Genomic DNA, 17,306 nt, shown 5'->3' on the forward strand with positions numbered 1-17,306 from the left:
CGCCTCAGGCAATTCCGGTGATGCGGATGCCGGCGCTGCGCGCCTTGTAGCGACGGTTGAGAGCGATCAGGACCGAGGTCATCGCCTCGGTCGCGGCCGAATTAGCCAGCGGGCCGGCATGGAAGGCGCGCATGCCGATCTCGGCCGCCATCGCGACCACGGTTTCAGCCGCCGCCGGATCGTCGCCGCAGACCAGCACGTCGCAGTCGATCGGGTGGTCCAGCGACTGGAGATGCTCGGCCGAGATGTTCTGAAAGGCGGAGACGACGCGCACGCCTGACCCCAGCCGCGCCTGAAGCGCCAGCACCGCCGAGCCGGCGGACGGCAGCTGCACGCGCGAGACGGCGGGCGGGACGAGCGGCACGGTAACGTCGATGAGGATCTTGCCCGGAAGCGCCGGCGCGACCTCCTCGGCCGTGGGCAGCTGCACCGAATAGGGGACGGCAAGGATGACGATCTCGCCTTGCCGCGCCGCCTCTTCATTCCCCGTGCCCACGACCGCGGTGCGCCCCAGCCGGTCGTTGAGCCCGGCCGCCGCTTCGCGCGCCCGTTCCGGCGAGCGGCTGCCGACGACTACCGGATAACCGGCATGGGCCCAGCGCAAGGCGAGACCCCTTCCCTCCTTGCCGGTGCCGCCGAGGACGGCCAGGACCGGGCGGCCCGGCTCAACCATCGAGCGCCCCGAGCGGGACCATCGAGGGCTCCTTCGCGGTCCGTCGCGGCGCCGGCATCGCCGCCGGACGCAGGGGCGCGGCCTCGAAGCTGGCGCGGCGGCGGCCTTCGTCCACGAGCCCGTAAAGCGTGGTCCGCTGCCGCGGCTCGCGCCCGGCCGAGCGGATCAGCGCCTCCATCTCCTGCGGCGCCAGCTCCTGACCGTGGCCGCTCCCCGCCGCGCGCGAGATGCTCTCGTTCATCAGCGTCCCGCCCAGGTCGTTCACGCCGCCATCCAGGCAGGCGCGCACGCCTTCCGGGCCGAGCTTTACCCAGGAAGCCTGGATGTTCGGGACGAGGGGGTGGAGGACCAGGCGGGCCACGGCGTGCATGAGCCGCACCTCGCGCATCGTCGGGCCGAGCCGGGTCTGTCCCTTCAGCGCCATCGGCGCTTCCATGTGGACGAAGGGCAGCGGCACGAACTCGGTGATGCCGCCGGTGCGCCGCTGCAGCTCGCGGACCCGCCGCAAGTGGCGGGCCCAGTGAACCGGCTTGTCGACATGGCCGAACATGATCGTCGCGGTGGTTGGCAGGCCGAGCGCATGCGCCGTCTCGATCACCTCTATCCACTCCGCGCTGCTCAATTTGTCCGGGCAGAGTATCGCCCGCACATCGTCGTCCAGTATCTCGGCCGCGGTGCCGGGCAGGCTCGCCAGTCCCTCCTCCTTGAGGCGCGCCATGAAATCGCGTGTCGGGAGACCAAGGCTGCGCGCGCCGGTCATCACCTCGAGCGGCGAGAAAGCGTGAATATGGAGCCTCGGCGCCGCCCGCCGCACCGCTCGACAAATGTCGAGATAGGTGCGGCCGTCGAAGCGCGGATGGATTCCGCCCTGGAGGCACAATTCGGTCGCGCCGCGGTCCGAGGCTTCTGCCGCCCGCCGTGCGACCTCGTCCAGATCGAGCAAGTAGGCGGGGCCGCCCAGGGCCGCGGCCCGACTCCCCTTCGAGAAGGCGCAGAAGCCGCAGCGATAGGTGCAGATATTGGTATAGTTGACGTTGCGGTTCACGACATAGGTGACCGCGTCCCCGTTTACCGCGCGGCGCAGGCGGTCGGCGGCGTCGCAGATCTGCTCGACCTCCTCGGCGCGGGCGGCGAAGAGTCGAACGATCTCCGCTTCCCCGAGCGCCTCGCCTGCCGATGCGCGGCCGAGGATCCGCGCCACCTCCTCCCCGGCGGGCTCGGCGCACGCGCGCCGAGCCGACGGAGGACCGTAATGTTTGCCCGGCGACCAGCCGTCGTCGCGGGCGAAGCCCTCGGCATCGCAGCCCCGCCGCACGCGCGGCGCGATCGCCGCATCCAGCCAGCGCGCACCGTCGCGAACGTGGGAGGGGTAGACAGGAAGCCGTTTCACCAGCAGGCGGCCCTTGGCCTCGGTGACGGCACGCAGCCGCTCGAGAGTCGGCCAGGGCGCCTCCGGATTGACGTGGTCCGGCGTGACAGGAGAGATGCCGCCCCAGTCGTTGATCCCGGCGTCGATCAGCTCCCCGAAGCGGACGTCACTCAGGTTGGGCGGCGCCTGGATGTTCATCTCCGGCCCGAAAATCAGCCGCGCCGCGCCGATGGTCCAGCACAACTCTTCGAAATCCGGCTCCGGATGCGTGGCCATCGGTGTCCGGGCCTTGGCGCGGAAATTCTGGACGATGATCTCCTGGATATGGCCGTAGCGCCGGTGCAGCCGCCACAGCTCCGCCAGGGCTTCGATACGCTCTGCCCGCGTCTCGCCGATCCCGATCAGGATTCCGCTGGTCAACGGCACCGCCCGTTCCCCGGCCAGGCGGATCGTCTCCAGGCGGCGCGAGGGCCGCTTGTCGGGCGACCTGAAATGGGGGCCGCCCCGCGCCGACAGCCGCTCGGACGCGGTCTCGAGCATCAGGCCCTGCGATGCCGAGACGCGGCGCAGACGGCCGATCGATTCGCCGCCCATCACTCCGGCATTGACGTGAGGAAGCAGCCCCGTCTCGACCAGAACTAGGCCGCACATCTCCTCGAGATAGGAGAGCGTCGTCGCGTGGCCGAGCGCTTCCAGCTCGCGGCGCGCCTGCGGGTATCGTCGCTCGGGCTTGTCGCCGAGCGTGAAGAGCGCCTCGGTGCAGCCGGCCTCGCGGCCGCGCCGCGCGATCGCCAGCACCTCGGCGGGCGTGAGATAGGCCGCTTCCCCGCGCGACGGCGGTCGCGAGAAGGTGCAGTAATGGCACAGGTCCCGGCACAGGCGGGTGAGCGGGATGAAGACTTTCGGCGACCAGGTCTGGATTCGGCCATGGCCCTGGTCGCGCAACTGGGCGGCGCGATCGAGAAGCGCCCGGTGCGGCAGCGCTTCGATCAGCCCGATCGTGGGCACGAGGGGCTCTTCGTTGCGAGGCAGGGCCACGTCCATCGCCGCATCATGTCCCGCGGCGGTCCGACCCACAGCAGACCAAATTTCGGTCGCGACCCTAGTTTCTCGCGCGTGCGAGCCAGGCCCCAACGACACTTTCGCGGCAACCAACCAAATCTAAGTGGAGAAGGCGCTGGGGCTGGGCCAGTGACGCGCGCAGTCAAGGGAGAGCGTGATGGGGCCCGGGGAATCGAAGTTTCTGACTTATGCGCTGGCGACGGTCGCGATCGCGGCCATGTGGTCGGGCAGCGCCCAGGCGCAGGACGCGGCGGCGCCCGAGGCGCTCGCCGCCACGGCCGAGGACGAATCGGGTCAGATCGGCGACATCGTCGTCACCGCGAGGCGCCGCGCCGAGACGCAGCAGACCGTCCCGATCGCCATCACCGCCCAGACCGGCGAAGCACTCGACGCGCGCGGCTTCACCCGCCTCACCGACCTCGCCCAGATCACCCCCAGCCTGCAGTTCAGCGGCGGCCGAGGCGGCAATGGCGGCGGAGTCGCGCCCTTCATCCGCGGTGTGGGCGAGGACGATTTCATCATCACCGCCGATCCGGCGGTCGCTTTCTACATCGACGGGGTCTACGTCGCCCGCAACTTCGCCATCTCGACCGAGCTCATGGACATCGACCGGGTCGAGGTCCTGCGCGGGCCGCAAGGCTCGCTGTTCGGCAAGAATACGATCGGCGGCGCCATCAGCGTGACGACCCGGCTCCCGAGCCAGGACGAGACCAGCTTCCAGGCGGACCTGCTCGGCGGCTCGCGCAACACTTACCGCGCCCGCTTCAGCGCCCAGACGCCGCTCGGCGGCGGCTGGTCACTCGGCCTGTCCGGCCTCGCCCGCATTTCAGACGGCTGGCAGGATCTCGCCAGCAGCAACGCGAACCAGGGCGACGATCGGACGGGCACCGGACGGATCGTGCTGCGAAGGCAGGCGGACGGGCTCGACGTCATCCTGTCTCTCGACGCGCTGTCGCGCCGCGCCCGGGGGGCGCCCCACAGCCTGCTCGATTTCCAGCCGACCATCTTCTCCGATCTCTATTCGGCCTTCATCGCGCCCTGCTGCACGCCCGACACCGATATCGACCGCACCGATGCCGACATCGAGCTGTCGCGCAACGATGCCGACGCCGCCAATGCCACGCTGACCATCGACGTGGACGCCTTCGGTGGATCGCTGAAGTCGATCACCGGCTATCGCTACACCCATGCCGTGTTCGGCCGCGACGGGGACGGCAGCGCCGAGGTCGACTATACGGGCGAGTTGCACGACATACGCAACCGGCAATTCTCGGAGGAGCTGCAGTTCAACCGCGCGCTGTTCGACGGCCGCGTCAATGCGCTCGCCGGACTCTATTATTTCCGCGAGCGATCGAACGAGCATTCGCCGCTCACGCTCGCCTACGGCCTCTATCCCGCGCTGATCGCTGGCGGCTTCGATCCCGCCTTGGCGGCCGCGCTCGATTTCAACATCGACTTTCGCAACCGCCAGACCACGGTCAACTACGCAGCCTTCGGGAACGTGACGATCGGACTCACCGACGCCCTCTCGTTCGATCTGGGCGGGCGCTACACCTATGAGCACAAGCGCTTCACCCAAAGCTCGCCGCGCATCTTCGCCGGCGTGCCGCTGCTGGAGGGAATCCCGTCCTACACGCTCGAGGAGGACTGGTCCTCGTTCACGCCCAAGGCGGTGCTGAGCTATCGTTTCTCGTCCGACGTGATGGGCTATGCCTCATTCTCTCAGGGCTTTCGCAGCGGCGGCTTCAACGGAAGGCCGACCTCGGTGCCGGAGATCAGCTCGTTCGATCCCGAGAGCCTGACATCCTACGAGGCTGGACTGAAATCGACCTTACTGGACGGCCGGCTGCGGCTCAACGGCGCGATCTTCCGCAACGAATATGAGGACATGCAGCTGCTCGTGATCGTCACGCTCCCGGGATCGATCGCGACGCCGCGCATCGACAATGCGGGCAAGGCGGTGATCCAGGGCGCAGAGCTGGAAGCGACGGCCCGTCCGACCCCCTGGCTCACACTCGACGGCGCCGCTTCCTATCTCGACGCCGAATATCAAAGATACGACTCCGGCGGCCTCGATCTCAGCCAGCGCGAGCTCCGGCAGGTGCCTCGCTGGTTCGTCAGCTTCGGTGCCACCGCAGAGGCGTCGCTCGGTTCCGATATCGAGATGCGCCTGCGCGCCGGCGGCACCTACAAGTCGAGCACCTTTCTCGACGTCGAGAACACGCCCGAGCTTCGCCAGGAGGGCTATATGCTCTGGAATGCCGGAGTGACCTTCGAGCACCGCCCGAGCGGCCTCGAATTCTCTATTCACGGCGAGAATCTCGGGAATCGCCGCGTCCTGATCTCGGGTTTCGACCTGAGGAGCAGCTTCGGCATCCTCGAAGGCTATTACAACCAGCCTCGGACGATCTTCGCGACCTTGCGCTTCCAATATTGATCTCATGGCAGGCACGATTGCGCCGGGTGCCGTGACCGAACGATCAAACCGGAGCAGGTGACAACCCACGGAAAGAAAGTACTGATCGGGACGATAGGCGGCTTAGCCGGCGCTGAATCGACGGGTCAGCTTCCAACCGGGGCCGGATCACGCGCGAGGCCGTCCAAACGGCACCTGGCACGGTGCGGCGCAGCTCCCCGGGAGGGGACCACAGCCGCCTCGTCGGGCGGGAGCGCCTTTGCACCAGCAGGTGATCCACGAGCTTCCATTCGGTGTTCGGTGCCCAGCGGCTGCCCTAAAATGTGGCAGACCGTCGCCGGAAGCAGGCCAATCCGGCCCGAGGCTGCTTCGGACCGGCTCTTCTACATCATTATCCTCAGGGGAGAAAATGGTGGGCGTGGCAAGGATTGAACTTGCGACCCCTGCGATGTCAACACAGTGCTCTACCACTGAGCTACACGCCCACGGACGGGGTATCTAGTGGGGCTCGCCAGCCGGCGCAAGCCGGCTGTGCTACAATCTTCCGTGCTGGTCCTCGGACTGGAACATCCGCTCCACCTCGGCGACGAGATCCTTGAGGTGGAAGGGCTTGGACAGCACCTTGGCGTCAGGCGTCTTGCGACCCGCCTTGAGCGCGACCGCGGCGAATCCGGTAATGAACATGACCCTGATGTCGGGCGAAATCGCCGCCGCCTTCTGGGCAAGCTCGATCCCGTCCATCTCGGGCATGACAATGTCGGTGAGGAGCAGGTCGAAGGGCTCGCTTTCGAGCAGGGGCACCGCCGCGGTGCCGCGATCGACCGTGGTCACCGCATAGCCGACGCGCTCGAGCGCGCGGGCCAGATAGACCCGCATCGACTCGTCGTCCTCGGCAAGAAGTATCCTGAGCATTCCGGCTCCCAAAGGGTTGGCGGGCGCGCCCGCCTCGCCTCGCGCTTATGCGCGAACCGCTTAAGATTTTCCAGCCGCCGCGGCGACATGCGATTGCGCCTGTCCCAGCCTGGCTCTACTTCCTGAAGGTTCATGAGCGAGTCCGCGCCCCCCGCCGCGTTCGACAGGTTCGGCCCCGAGCGCCCCCGCTCGCCCGTCATCCTCTCCGTACCGCATGCCGGCCGCGACTATCGACCGGAGCTGCTCGGGGCCTGCCGCCTGCCGCTCGCGATGCTCGAGACGCTCGAGGACCGGCTGGTCGATCGCCTGATCTGGCGCGCAACCGAAGCGGGCGCGGCCGCCTTCGTCGCGCGCGCGCCGCGGGCCGAGATCGACCTCAACCGCGACGAGCGCGAGATCGATCCCTCCTTGATCGCGCCGCCGCTGCCCTCCGGAAGCATCCTGCAATCGGTCCGAAGCCGTGGGGGTATCGGGCTCATCCCGTCGCGAATCGCGGGCGTAGGTGCGATCTGGCGCGAACGGGTGCCGCGCGAGGAGCTGGTCCGCAGGATCCTGCACATCCACCGGCCCTATCATCAGGCGCTCGAGCAGGCGCTTGCCGAAACCCGGGACCGATTCGGCGTGGCGGTACTGCTCGACTGCCACTCCATGCCGCCGCGGGCCGATGGCAGCCAGGGCCAGGTCATCTTCGGCGACCGCTACGGGTCCAGTGCCGGCGCTCATCTCGTCGAGGCCGCGGTCGCCGCCTCGCGGGCGCTTGGCTATCGGACGGCCTGCAACGCGCCTTATGCCGGCGGCTACATAGCCGGCCGCCACGGCCGCCCGGACCGCGGGATTCACGCCATCCAGATCGAGATCGACCGCTCGGCCTATCTGGATGCGGAGCTGCGCGCACCCGGTCCCGGCTTTGCGGAGGCGTGCCGCCTGATCGGAACAGTGGTGGAGGCGATCGAAGCCCGTCTGTTCGATGACCGCGCCATCGCCGCCGAATAGCGCCCGTCGTACCCCAAAAGCAAAATGACCACCCCGCGAGATCGCGGGGTGGCCAAGTTCAGGGAGGAGCGCCACCTCAGGGAGGAGGCGCATCACGCCGCCGTAAAGGGGGGGATACGACGACGCATCCCCAAGATAGGAAGGGGAAAGTGCGTTTCAAGCCGCGACCGGCAGATTATCCCGGTCTCGGCGCGCCTCTAGGTAGCTGCGCAATCCAGAAGGCGAAGAGCCGGGCGGGACGGCGGTCGATGCCGGGAGCTCACTTCACCTTCGCAGGGTGAAAGGCTCCCGGACCGGACCCGATCCGGCGATGCAGCGGCGCGCGACTGGCGCCCCGCTTGGGCTCGTCGCCGGAAAGCCTGGTCAGACCCCCGTCGGGATCGGCTCGGGCGCCTGATTGGGCACCTTGCCCTGCGCCATCTGCCGGCCGAAAATGTCGCGCATCAGGGACAGTGAGAAGAGATGGGAGACGATGAGCGGCAGGATTCCGTTCTGGTTGATCTTGCGCAGCTGGTCACCGTGGAGATCGCGGAACTTCTGCTCGTCCACCATCCGGAAGCCGCGATAGACGAACGGCGTCTCACTGTCCGTGGGCTGGATCGAGACCTCCCCGTCGATGAGCAGGTCCATCTCCTGAAGTTCCTTGACGAAGGCGGTCGTGCGCTGGCCCGCCACCTCGAAATCCTCGCAGAATTTCAGCACGGCATTGAGATGCTCGGATGGCTTGTCGCCGTCGAACAGGGCGGTCCCATCCGCGAAGTCGCCGACCAGACCGCTCTGCGGGTCGAAGCAGAGCGAAAGCTCCTGCGCGTTCTGATCGAGCCGGGCGAGCACGTAGGGATAGCGACGGACATAGGCCGGCACGTAGAATTGCTGCAGCGGCTTGCCCTCTTGGTCGACGAAGACGTTGACGCCCTCGTTGAGGCCGGTCAGCGCGAGCGGAACCGGATTGTCGCCGGCGGAAAAGACGATCGGCATGTAGCGCTGGGCGTGGATGAACTCGTCGACTGTCAGCGGGATGGCGTGGGCACTGGCGAAGTGCGGCGCCTTGTCGGTCGTGCGCGCCCGAAAGCTGCCATGCTGGTTGGTCGAGAGCGGCTGCAGGTTCTTGTAGAAGAGCGGCAGGTTTGACGGCGGCTGACTCGCCATTGGCATTCTCCATGATGGGTCTGAAAATCGGCCGGCAGGGCGAGCCGAGGCTTTTCAGCGCTTGGTCTATGGGCGGGAGGGGAAATCTGCAAGCGGAACCAGCTTGCCCGGATTCATTATCCCCTTGGGATCAAGCGCCTGCTTGATCGCCCGCAACGCACCCAGACGCGTCGCGCCGCCCAGGCGCGCGAATTCGACAAGCTTCATCTGGCCGATGCCATGCTCGGCGGAGATCGAGCCGCCCGCGGCGGTGACGAGATCGTGGACGAAGGCGGTGACCTCCTCGCCCTCTTGCTCCAGCCAGTCGGCGCCGCGCCCGGCGGGCGCACGCACGTTGAAGTGTATATTGCCGTCGCCGAGATGGCCGAAGGCATTGACCCTCACCCCGGGGAAGCGCGCCTCGACCGCCGAAGCCGCCTCGACCAGGAAACGCGGCATGTCCGCGACGGCGACCGAAATGTCGTGCTTGGCGGCGGGACCGTCCTTTTTCTCGGCTTCGGAGATGCTGTCGCGCAGCCGCCAGAGCGCCTCGGCCTGCGCCTCGCTGACGGCGATGGTCGCGTCGGCGACGATCCCTGTCCCCAGCGCCGATGCGAATGCTTCGAACAGCGCCTTTTCGGGACTCGCCACCGCCATCGGCACGACCGCCTCGATCAAGGCGTTCCAGGGATGAGCGCCGGCCAGCGGCGGGCGCGTGCCGGGAATGTGGGAGAGAACGAGATCGAGGGCGCTGGCCGGGACGAGCTCGAAGCCTTCGATCGCGTCGCCGACCAGTGTCTCGAGGTGCCGCAGGAGGCGCATCGCGGCCTGCGGGGTCTCCATTCCAGCCCAGGCGACCACCCGCTCGCCGACCGCCGGCACCAGCCTCAGGCTGGCCGCGGTGACGATTCCAAGGGTTCCCTCGGCGCCGATCAACAATTGGCCGAGGTCATAGCCGCGATTGTCCTTCTTGAGCGGCGACAATCCTTGGTAGAGGCTGCCGTCGGGAAGCACCGCCTCGACCCCCTGAACGAGCCGGCGCATGTTGCCGAAGCGAAGTACCTGGGTGCCTCCGGCATTGGTCGAGACGAGCCCGCCGACGGTCGCGGAGCCGCGGGCGCCGAGGGTGAGCGGAAAGCGCCGGCCGGCAGCGAGCGCCGCCTCGTGGAGATGGGCGAGGATCACTCCCGCCTCGCAGACGGCGAGATTGGCGGCGGAATCGATCGTCCGTATCCGGTTCATCCGCCGCATCGACAGCAGCAGGGCGGCACCGGACGGGTCGGGCGTGGCCCCGCCCACCATCGACGTATTGCCGCCCTGCGGCACCAGCGCCGCGCCGGCCGCGGCACAGAGAGCGACGGTGGCGGCCACCTCCTCGCGATCGGCCGGTGACAGCAAGGCGGCCGCGCGGCCGTGGAATCGGCCGCGCCAGTCGCTGAGCCAAGGTGTCATCGCCTCGGCTTCGCGGGTAAATCCCTTGGGCCCGAGGCGGGCAGCCAAGTCGTCGAGCAGGTCCTGGGACGGAAAAACCATGATCCGGGCGATAGACGCAGCCTTGGCGCGCGGCAATTAATCGCCGGTTCAAGCGCAAGGGGGAATTCGGGAAGCCTATGGAGAATGGCCGATGATCCTGGCGGGTGCCGCCGCCATGCTGCTGCTTGCCTTTGCGGGTGGGCAGGACCGGCCCTCGGATTCGCGGGCGAGCGGCACGGTGACGGTCCGGCACCAGCAGATCATCATCCGGATGCCGCGCGGTCCGCGCCGGGTGACGCCGGCAGGCACCTCGCTGATCCAGTGGCGCGAAAGCCGTGGCCCGCGCTGCGTCTCGGCCGGCCGCCTCGCCGGCGCGACATCGATGCGCCCGAATAGCGTCGACCTGATCCTGCGCGACAATAGCCGCATCCGGGCGCAGCTCCAGCGGCGCTGCCCGGCGCTTGATTATTATCGCGGCTTCTACATCAACGCGACGGAGGACGGCCGGATCTGCGCCGACCGGGATTCGATCCGATCCCGCGCGGGCGGCGAGTGCCAGATCGAGCGCTTCCATACCCTCTCACCGGAGCGGCGGCAGCTAACCCCGGCTTCGGTCCGACGCTGAGGTTCGCTTGACAAGCACGCCTCCATCGCACAACGGGCACCCCTACGCGGCTTCTTCATGAGAAGAGCCCAAATCCCGGATTCTGCATGAGCTTTGCCGATCTCGGCCTTTCCGACGAATTGCTCCGCGCGGTAGCGGACTCGGGCTATAGCGATCCCACGCCGATTCAGCGTCAGGCGATCCCGCCGGTGCTGATGGGGCGCGACATCATCGGCATCGCCCAGACCGGAACCGGCAAGACCGCCGGATTCGTGCTGCCGATGATCGACATATTGAGCCAGGGACGCAGCCGCGCGCGCATGCCGCGGTCGTTGATCCTGGAGCCGACCCGTGAGCTAGCCGCCCAGGTCGCCGAGAATTTCGAGAAATACGGCAAGCATCACAAGCTCTCCATGGCGTTGCTGATCGGCGGCGTGAGCATGGGCGACCAGGTGAAGGCGCTGGAGAAGGGCGTCGACGTCCTCATCGCGACCCCGGGCCGGCTGATGGACCTGTTCGGCCGTGGCAATATCCTGCTCACCGGCTGCAACCTCCTCGTCATCGATGAGGCGGACCGGATGCTCGACATGGGTTTCATCCCGGACATCGAGCAGATCTGCACCAAATTGCCGGCGAGCCGGCAGACCTTGCTCTTCTCGGCGACGATGCCGCCGCCGATCAAGAAGCTGTCCGACCGTTTCCTTTCCAACCCCAAGACGATCGAGGTCGCGCGGCCGGCCACCGCCGCCGCGTCGATCGACCAGCGCCAGGTCCGGGTCGATTCGCGCAAGAAGCGCGACGTGCTGATGCGGCTGCTGCGCGGCGAGGCCGTGCGCAACGCGATCATCTTCTGCAACCGCAAGACGACGGTGCGCGACCTTTCCACCGCGCTCAAGCGGCAGGGCCTCGCCGCCGGGCAGATCCAGGGCGACATGGAGCAGGCGGAGCGGATCCGCGAGCTCGACCGGTTCAAGACCGAGGAGATCAACATCCTCGTCGCCTCGGACGTCGCCGCACGGGGTCTGGACATCAAGGGCGTGAGCCACGTCTTCAACTATGACGTGCCCTGGCACCCGGACGACTATGTCCACCGCATCGGCCGCACCGGCCGGGCGGGGCGGACCGGCGTCGCCATCACCTTCGTCACCAAGGAAGATGCCGAGGCGATCGAGAATATCCAGAAGCTGATCGGGACCCGCATCGCGCCGCTCGACGACCAGCCCGCGACCGAAGCGGACACCGATGTCGCCGTGCCGAGCGAAGCCGCTGCCGAGGCGGAAGAAAAGCCGCGCGGCGGCAGGAGCGGTCGCCGAAAGCCTGCCGAGAAATCCGACAAGGCGGAGCCTCCCCCGCGCGCCCGTGCGGAGGCGCGCGAGCCGGCGGCCCCGACCAAGGCACGCCGCGCCGAGCCGCGCTCGCCGCGGCGCGAACGGGAACATGAGGCCGAGCCCGCCGACGAGGGCTGGAACGGCCCCGTTCCCAGCTTCCTCGGCACCGGCTTCGGCCATTAGCCGAGCCGCCGAGGCGGAGCGACGCAGGACGATCCGCCACCGGTTGCCTTCGCGCGCTTTCTGCGAAATGAACGGCGCCGACGGTCCGGCCGGCTAGCGGTGGTCGTGCGTTGGAATCCGCCCGTTGGGCCAGTCGCGTCCCGTCTTATCCTGTCAGCCTGCCCCTCCCCGGAGCCAAGGACGACCGCATGAGCTTCGATCTATCCCGCACGGTGCTCCTCCCGGTCGACGTCCAACGCGGCTTCGACGACCCGAGCTGGCCGGCGCGCTGGAACGGCGAAATGGAAGCCAATGGCCGCGCGCTGCTCGCCTGCTGGCGCCGACTGGGGGCGCCGATCATCCACGTCCGTCACGATTCCGTACAGCCCGGTTCCTCGCTCGCCCCCAGCCACTGGGGCAACGCCTTCCGGGCCGGCTTCGAGCCGCTGGACGGGGAGCCGGTGGTCGCGAAGAGCGTCAATTCCGCCTTCATCGGCACCGATCTCGATCTCAGGCTGCGGCGGATCGATGCCGACCAGGTGGTGGTGTTCGGCATCTCGACCGACATGTGCGTTTCCACGACCGTACGGACCGGCGCCAATTTGGGCTGGAAGATGGTGCTGGTGCCGGACGCCTGCGACTGCTTCGATCTCTCTGACGGCGAGGGCGGGACGATCCCGGCCGAGACCATCCAAGCCGCCCATGTCGCCACCCTGCGGACGGAGTTCTGCAAGACCATGTCGACGGCCGAGGTGGTCAGCCGGGCCAGCGAACCGGCCCCGTCCCGCGCGGCCTGACCGCCTTCAGGCCGAGCCCGGCGCCTCTTCGGCGCGCGCGCGATAGCCTTGGCGGAAATCGGCGGCGAAGGCGGCGAGCCGGCCTTCGGCGATGGCCGCGCGCAGTCCTGCCATCAGCTGCTGATAGAAAGATAGGTTGTGCTCGGTCATCAGCATCGCGCCCAATATCTCCCCCGAGCGGACGAGGTGGTGGACGTAAGCGCGCGTCCAGGTCGAGCAGACAGAGCAGGCGCAGCGCGGATCGATCGGCCCCCTGTCCTCGGCGAATCGGGCATTCTTGATGTTGATGGGGCCCGTCCAGGTGAACGCCTGGCCGGTCCGTCCGGAGCGGGTCGGCAGCACGCAATCGAACATGTCGATGCCGCGCTCGACCGCGCCGACAATGTCGTCAGGTTTGCCGACTCCCATCAGATAGCGGGGGCGGTCCTCGGGCAGCATCGGTGCGGCGAAATCGAGCACCCGGAACATTTCAGCCTGCCCTTCGCCGACGGCGAGGCCGCCGACGGCATAGCCATCGAAACCGATCTCGAGCAGGGCGTCCGCCGAGGCGCGGCGCAGATCCTCTTCCATCGAGCCCTGCTGGATGCCGAACAAGGCCGAACGGCCGGCATGATCGCCGCCGGCGTCGAAGGCATCGCGCGAGCGTCGCGCCCAGCGCATCGACCGTTCCATCGATCGCGCCGCCTGATCCCGGGTGGCGGGGAAGGGGGTGCATTCGTCGAACGCCATGACGATGTCCGATCCGAGCAGGCGCTGGATCTCCATCGAGCGCTCGGGCGTCAGCATATGGGCCGAACCGTCGAGGTGGCTCTGGAACCGCACCCCTTCCTCGCTCATCTTCCGCAGATCGGAAAGGCTCATCACCTGATAGCCGCCGCTGTCGGTGAGGATCGGCCGTTCCCACCCCATGAACGCATGGAGACCGCCGAGCCGGTAGATCCGCTCGGCGCCGGGGCGCAACATCAGATGATAGGTATTGCCGAGGATGATATCGGCGCCGGTGGCGCGCACGTCGGCGGGCTTCATCGCCTTGACCGTGGCCGCCGTGCCGACCGGCATGAAGGCCGGCGTGCGGATCTCGCCGCGCAGCATGGCGACGGCGCCGGTGCGGGCGCGCCCGTCGGTGGCGGAGACCGAGAATGCGAAGCGGGAGGTCACCGCGCGGACCTAGCGCGTCGTCAGTCCAGCGCAAGCTCCCAGGTCTCGCCCTGCTCGGGCTTGCCGAACGCGTCGTGGACATCGGTCGACACGATCCGGAAGCCGGCGGCGGCGTAGATGCGGCGGGCGCTCTCCAGCACGCTGTGGGTCCACAGCCTCACCCGGCCATAGCCGGCGGCGCGCGCGAAGCGCACGCATTCCTCGACCAGCGCGCGACCGATGCCCAGCCCCCGGGCCCAGGCTTCGACGTGGAGCAGGCGGAGCTGACCGGTCCCTTCGCCGGCATCGACGAGGAGGACCGCGCCGGCCATCAATCCGGCACGCTCGGCGACCCAGCATTGCTCGCGCCCGGGCTTGAAGTTGCGGAGGAAGTCGGTGGTGACCTCTCCCTGCAGGATCTCCATCGGGCGGCCCCAGCCATAGCCCTCCTCGTAGAGGATCGACTGGCGTGACGCGATCGCGGCGAGATCGCCGGCGCGAAATGTCCGGATCGACCAGCCGGCGTCGCCGCCGCCGAGCAGCGCCTCGGCCGCTTTCAGCGCTTCGACCAGCGTCTCGCGGTCGCGCGCCGGAAGATGGGCGATCCGTTCGGCGACCTGCTCCCGGCTGGCGGTGTCGAGCGCGGCGAAACGCGCGCGGCCGGCCTCGGTCAGCCGGATCGGACGACGGCGCGCGTCGGCCGCACGGATGCGGCCGATCCAGCCGCGCGATTCGAGCCGCCGCAGGAGCCGGCTGACATAGCCTGGATCGAGGCAAAGGGCTCCGCACAAGTCGGCGGCGACCGGCGCCTCGCGAGTCGCGACCTCGTAGAGCAGTCGCGCCTCCACGAGGGTGAGCTCGCTTTCGAGGTAATGGGCGTCGAGCGCCCCGACGAAGCGGGTATGGAAGCGGTTAAAGGCCCGCAGCTGCGCGACGGCGTCCATCGATCGATCATCCGCCGATTAGTTGACAATGTCAACTAAAGCGCATCGGTCGTGCGTCGTCGGAACTGGCCCTCGTCGGCATTGCCAAGCCGCGCCCTCTTGGCGGATAAAGCCGCGGAAGGGGATCGCCATGACCAAGGCTAGCTGGAAGGGCGCCATCGTGGCCGTGAGCGACGACACCATCGTGATCGAGGGCAACCATTATTTCCCGCCCGACGCGGTCGACGCGGATTGCCTGCAACCGAGCGGGACGACGACGATCTGCCCGTGGAAGGGCGTCGCCCATTATTTCCATGTCGTCGTCGGCGACGAGGAGAATCCCGACGCGGCCTGGTATTATCCCGACCCCAAGCCAGCGGCGGCCGAGATCAGGGACCGGATCGCCTTCTGGAAGGGCGTCGAGGTGGGCTGACCGGCAGGCGGCCGACGCAGAGATTCATTCCATCGGCAGCAACAGGCTGGCGTCTCCGTAGGAGTAGAAGCGGTAACCCTCGGCGACGGCGTGAGCGTAGGCGCGGCGCATCGTCTCGAGGCCCATCAGCGCCGAAACCAGCATGAACAAAGTCGAGCGCGGCAGATGGAAGTTGGTGATCAAGCCGTCGATGGCGCGGAACCGGTAACCTGGCGTGATGAAGATGGCCGTGTCCCCCTCGAAGGGCCGGATCGAGCCGCCCTCGTCGGCGGCGCTCTCGAGCAGGCGCAGCGATGTCGTGCCGACGGCGATGATCCGGCCGCCGTCGGTCCGGGTGCGATTGAGCCGCTCCGCAGTCTCCGCGCCGATACGTCCCCATTCGCTGTGCATCCGATGATCGGCCGTGTCTTCCGCCTTGACGGGGAGGAAGGTGCCGGCACCGACATGGAGGGTCAGCGTCTCGTGGCCGATGCCGGAGTCCGCCAGCCGTTCGATCAGCCGAGGGGTGAAATGGAGCGCCGCGGTCGGCGCGGCGACCGCGCCTTCCTCGCGAGCGAACATGGTCTGATAATCGTCCTGGTCGCGTGCGTCGGCCGCTCTCCGGCCGGCGATATACGGGGGAAGCGGCATGCGTCCGGCCCGATCGAGCAGCAGCTCGACCGGCTCCTCGCCGTCGAAGCGCAGGAGGATCGAGCCGTCTTCGGTCTTTTCCTCGACGACCCCCGTGACGTCCGCGCCGAAATCGATCCAGTCGCCCGGCCGGAGCCGCTTGGCATTGCGAACGAAGGCGCGCCAGGATCGCGGGCCCTCGCGCTTGTGGAGCGTCGCACCGATCCGCGCCTCGCCGCGCCGCCCCTCGAGTTGGGCCGGAATGACGCGCGTGTCGTTGAAGACCAGCCGGTCGCCGGGCCGGAGCAGGCCTGGCAGGTCGAGCATCTCGTGGTCGGAAAGCGCCGATCCGCGCGCGGCCAGCAGCCGCGCCGCGTCGCGCGGCGAGGCCGGGCGGAGCGCGATTCGATCGGCGGGAAGGTCGAAGTCGAATAGGTCGACGCGCATGGCGCGCCGGCTCTAGAGGGTAAGGACCCGACGGGAAAGCTCAGCTCGGCGGACGGCGAGGCTCCGGCCCGCGCGCCGGCTCGAGCTGGCGCGGCGCCGCAGGCGGCGGCGGGACCGGGGGACCGGCCCGCCCGCTCGGGATGACCAAGGGGCCTGCGGGGGCCGTCGCGGCCGCCATGCGCTCGGCCGCCGCACGAAGGTCCTCCGGCGACATCTCGGCGACATTGTCCGCGCCGATCGAGGCCCGCACGATCCGGCTCGGAGCGAGCGGCGGCTCACCGCGTTCGATCGCATCGACGAAGTTCATGCCGCCGACGACACGGCCGACGACGGTATAGTCGCGGTCCATGGTGAGGCGCGGCACGAACATGATGTAGAATTGGCTGTTGGCGCTGTTGAGATCCTGTGCCCGAGCCATTCCGACGGTTCCGCGGACGTGCGGGAGACCCCTGATTTCCGCAGCAAGATCGGGGAGCTCCGATCCGCCGGTGCCGGTCCCGGTCGGATCGCCGCCCTGGGCCATGAACCCCTCGATCACGCGATGGAAAACGAGCCCGTTATAGAAACCTTGGCGGGTGAGAGTCCGGATCCGCTCGACATGGCCGGGCGCGGCATCGGGACGGAGCTGGATGGTGACCCGGCCGCCCGTGGAAAGGTCGAGATGCCAGAGATTCTTCGGCTCGGCCGCTGGCGGGATCGTCGAGATCGGCATCGGCGTCGCGGCGGGCTCTGCCGGGGACTGGGCGGCCACGGCGCCAGCCGAGAACAAGCCGGCGAGGCCGGCGAGAAAGGACAACAGACGCATTCTTACCCCAATTCCGCTGATTGGCCCCGATAGTA

At 68.2% G+C, this 17,306-nt stretch carries 15 protein-coding genes and 1 tRNA gene; 6 read left to right on the forward strand and 10 right to left on the reverse strand.

What is annotated here, in order from left to right:
- Nucleotides 1–4 precede the first annotated feature (4 nt).
- The gene (gene npdG, locus DDE10_RS21435) at nucleotides 5–673 is read right to left on the reverse strand and encodes an NADPH-dependent F420 reductase (RefSeq protein ID WP_114954853.1); all 669 of its coding nucleotides are present in this window, start codon (nucleotides 671–673) and stop codon (nucleotides 5–7) included.
- On the reverse strand, nucleotides 666–3,086 hold the full coding sequence (gene cofH / locus DDE10_RS21440; protein WP_114954854.1) for a 5-amino-6-(D-ribitylamino)uracil--L-tyrosine 4-hydroxyphenyl transferase CofH: 2,421 nt from the start codon (nucleotides 3,084–3,086) through the stop codon (nucleotides 666–668). The genes npdG and cofH overlap by 8 nt, the downstream gene beginning before the upstream one ends.
- 175 nt (nucleotides 3,087–3,261) lie before the next feature.
- On the opposite strand from cofH, the gene DDE10_RS21445 reads away from it, so the two are divergent.
- The gene (locus DDE10_RS21445) at nucleotides 3,262–5,541 is read left to right on the forward strand and encodes a TonB-dependent receptor (RefSeq protein ID WP_114954855.1); all 2,280 of its coding nucleotides are present in this window, start codon (nucleotides 3,262–3,264) and stop codon (nucleotides 5,539–5,541) included.
- 389 nt (nucleotides 5,542–5,930) lie between these two features.
- Here the strand turns inward: DDE10_RS21445 and DDE10_RS21450 are convergent.
- Both DDE10_RS21450 and cpdR read right to left on the reverse strand, forming a co-directional pair.
- A tRNA-Val gene (locus DDE10_RS21450) sits at nucleotides 5,931–6,005 on the reverse strand.
- A gap of 49 nt (nucleotides 6,006–6,054) precedes the next feature.
- A complete protein-coding gene (gene cpdR, locus DDE10_RS21455; protein ID WP_114954856.1) occupies nucleotides 6,055–6,432 on the reverse strand; it encodes a cell cycle two-component system response regulator CpdR in 378 nt (125 codons plus the stop codon).
- A 132-nt stretch (nucleotides 6,433–6,564) separates the two neighbouring features.
- Between cpdR and DDE10_RS21460 the strand changes: the two genes are divergently transcribed.
- Nucleotides 6,565–7,425, forward strand: coding sequence for an N-formylglutamate amidohydrolase (locus DDE10_RS21460; protein WP_114954857.1), 861 nt, complete (start codon nucleotides 6,565–6,567; stop codon nucleotides 7,423–7,425).
- A 363-nt stretch (nucleotides 7,426–7,788) separates the two neighbouring features.
- On the opposite strand, the gene DDE10_RS21465 is transcribed toward DDE10_RS21460, so the two are convergent.
- Together DDE10_RS21465 and DDE10_RS21470 are read right to left on the reverse strand one after the other, a co-directional pair.
- The gene (locus tag DDE10_RS21465) at nucleotides 7,789–8,574 is read right to left on the reverse strand and encodes a SapC family protein (RefSeq protein WP_114954858.1); all 786 of its coding nucleotides are present in this window, start codon (nucleotides 8,572–8,574) and stop codon (nucleotides 7,789–7,791) included.
- A gap of 66 nt (nucleotides 8,575–8,640) precedes the next feature.
- On the reverse strand, nucleotides 8,641–10,086 hold the full coding sequence (locus DDE10_RS21470; protein WP_114954859.1) for an FAD-binding oxidoreductase: 1,446 nt from the start codon (nucleotides 10,084–10,086) through the stop codon (nucleotides 8,641–8,643).
- Nucleotides 10,087–10,177: 91 nt separating this feature from the next.
- On the opposite strand from DDE10_RS21470, the gene DDE10_RS21475 reads away from it, so the two are divergent.
- The 3 genes from DDE10_RS21475 (at nucleotide 10,178) to DDE10_RS21485 (ending at nucleotide 12,917) form a co-directional block, all read left to right on the forward strand.
- Nucleotides 10,178–10,651 carry a hypothetical protein gene (locus DDE10_RS21475; RefSeq protein WP_284734813.1) on the forward strand — a complete coding sequence of 158 codons (474 nt, stop codon included), beginning with the start codon at nucleotides 10,178–10,180 and terminating at the stop codon, nucleotides 10,649–10,651.
- An 86-nt stretch (nucleotides 10,652–10,737) separates the two neighbouring features.
- Nucleotides 10,738–12,141, forward strand: coding sequence for a DEAD/DEAH box helicase (locus DDE10_RS21480; RefSeq protein WP_114954860.1), 1,404 nt, complete (start codon nucleotides 10,738–10,740; stop codon nucleotides 12,139–12,141).
- A gap of 188 nt (nucleotides 12,142–12,329) precedes the next feature.
- Nucleotides 12,330–12,917: a cysteine hydrolase family protein gene (locus tag DDE10_RS21485; protein ID WP_114954861.1), complete on the forward strand. Its 588-nt coding sequence runs from the start codon at nucleotides 12,330–12,332 to the stop codon at nucleotides 12,915–12,917.
- Nucleotides 12,918–12,923: 6 nt separating this feature from the next.
- Here DDE10_RS21485 and tgt read toward each other — a convergent pair whose 3' ends face one another.
- Both tgt and DDE10_RS21495 read right to left on the reverse strand, forming a co-directional pair.
- Nucleotides 12,924–14,075: a tRNA guanosine(34) transglycosylase Tgt gene (gene tgt / locus DDE10_RS21490; protein ID WP_114954862.1), complete on the reverse strand. Its 1,152-nt coding sequence runs from the start codon at nucleotides 14,073–14,075 to the stop codon at nucleotides 12,924–12,926.
- Between the two features lie 20 nt (nucleotides 14,076–14,095).
- Nucleotides 14,096–14,998: a bifunctional helix-turn-helix transcriptional regulator/GNAT family N-acetyltransferase gene (locus DDE10_RS21495; RefSeq protein ID WP_114954863.1), complete on the reverse strand. Its 903-nt coding sequence runs from the start codon at nucleotides 14,996–14,998 to the stop codon at nucleotides 14,096–14,098.
- Between the two features lie 130 nt (nucleotides 14,999–15,128).
- Here DDE10_RS21495 and DDE10_RS21500 point away from each other — a divergent pair, with 130 nt between their 5' ends.
- A complete protein-coding gene (locus DDE10_RS21500; protein ID WP_114954864.1) occupies nucleotides 15,129–15,410 on the forward strand; it encodes a DUF427 domain-containing protein in 282 nt (93 codons plus the stop codon).
- Nucleotides 15,411–15,434: 24 nt separating this feature from the next.
- On the opposite strand, the gene queA is transcribed toward DDE10_RS21500, so the two are convergent.
- Both queA and DDE10_RS21510 read right to left on the reverse strand, forming a co-directional pair.
- Complete coding sequence (gene queA / locus DDE10_RS21505) at nucleotides 15,435–16,466, reverse strand: tRNA preQ1(34) S-adenosylmethionine ribosyltransferase-isomerase QueA (protein ID WP_114954865.1); 1,032 nt, start codon at nucleotides 16,464–16,466, stop codon at nucleotides 15,435–15,437.
- A gap of 40 nt (nucleotides 16,467–16,506) precedes the next feature.
- A complete protein-coding gene (locus tag DDE10_RS21510) occupies nucleotides 16,507–17,271 on the reverse strand; it encodes a peptidylprolyl isomerase (protein ID WP_114954866.1) in 765 nt (254 codons plus the stop codon).
- Between the last annotated feature and the right edge of the window lie 35 nt (nucleotides 17,272–17,306).

The sequence above is a fragment of the Sphingosinicella terrae genome (assembly GCF_003347635.1).
Taxonomy (GTDB): domain Bacteria; phylum Pseudomonadota; class Alphaproteobacteria; order Sphingomonadales; family Sphingomonadaceae; genus Allosphingosinicella; species Allosphingosinicella terrae.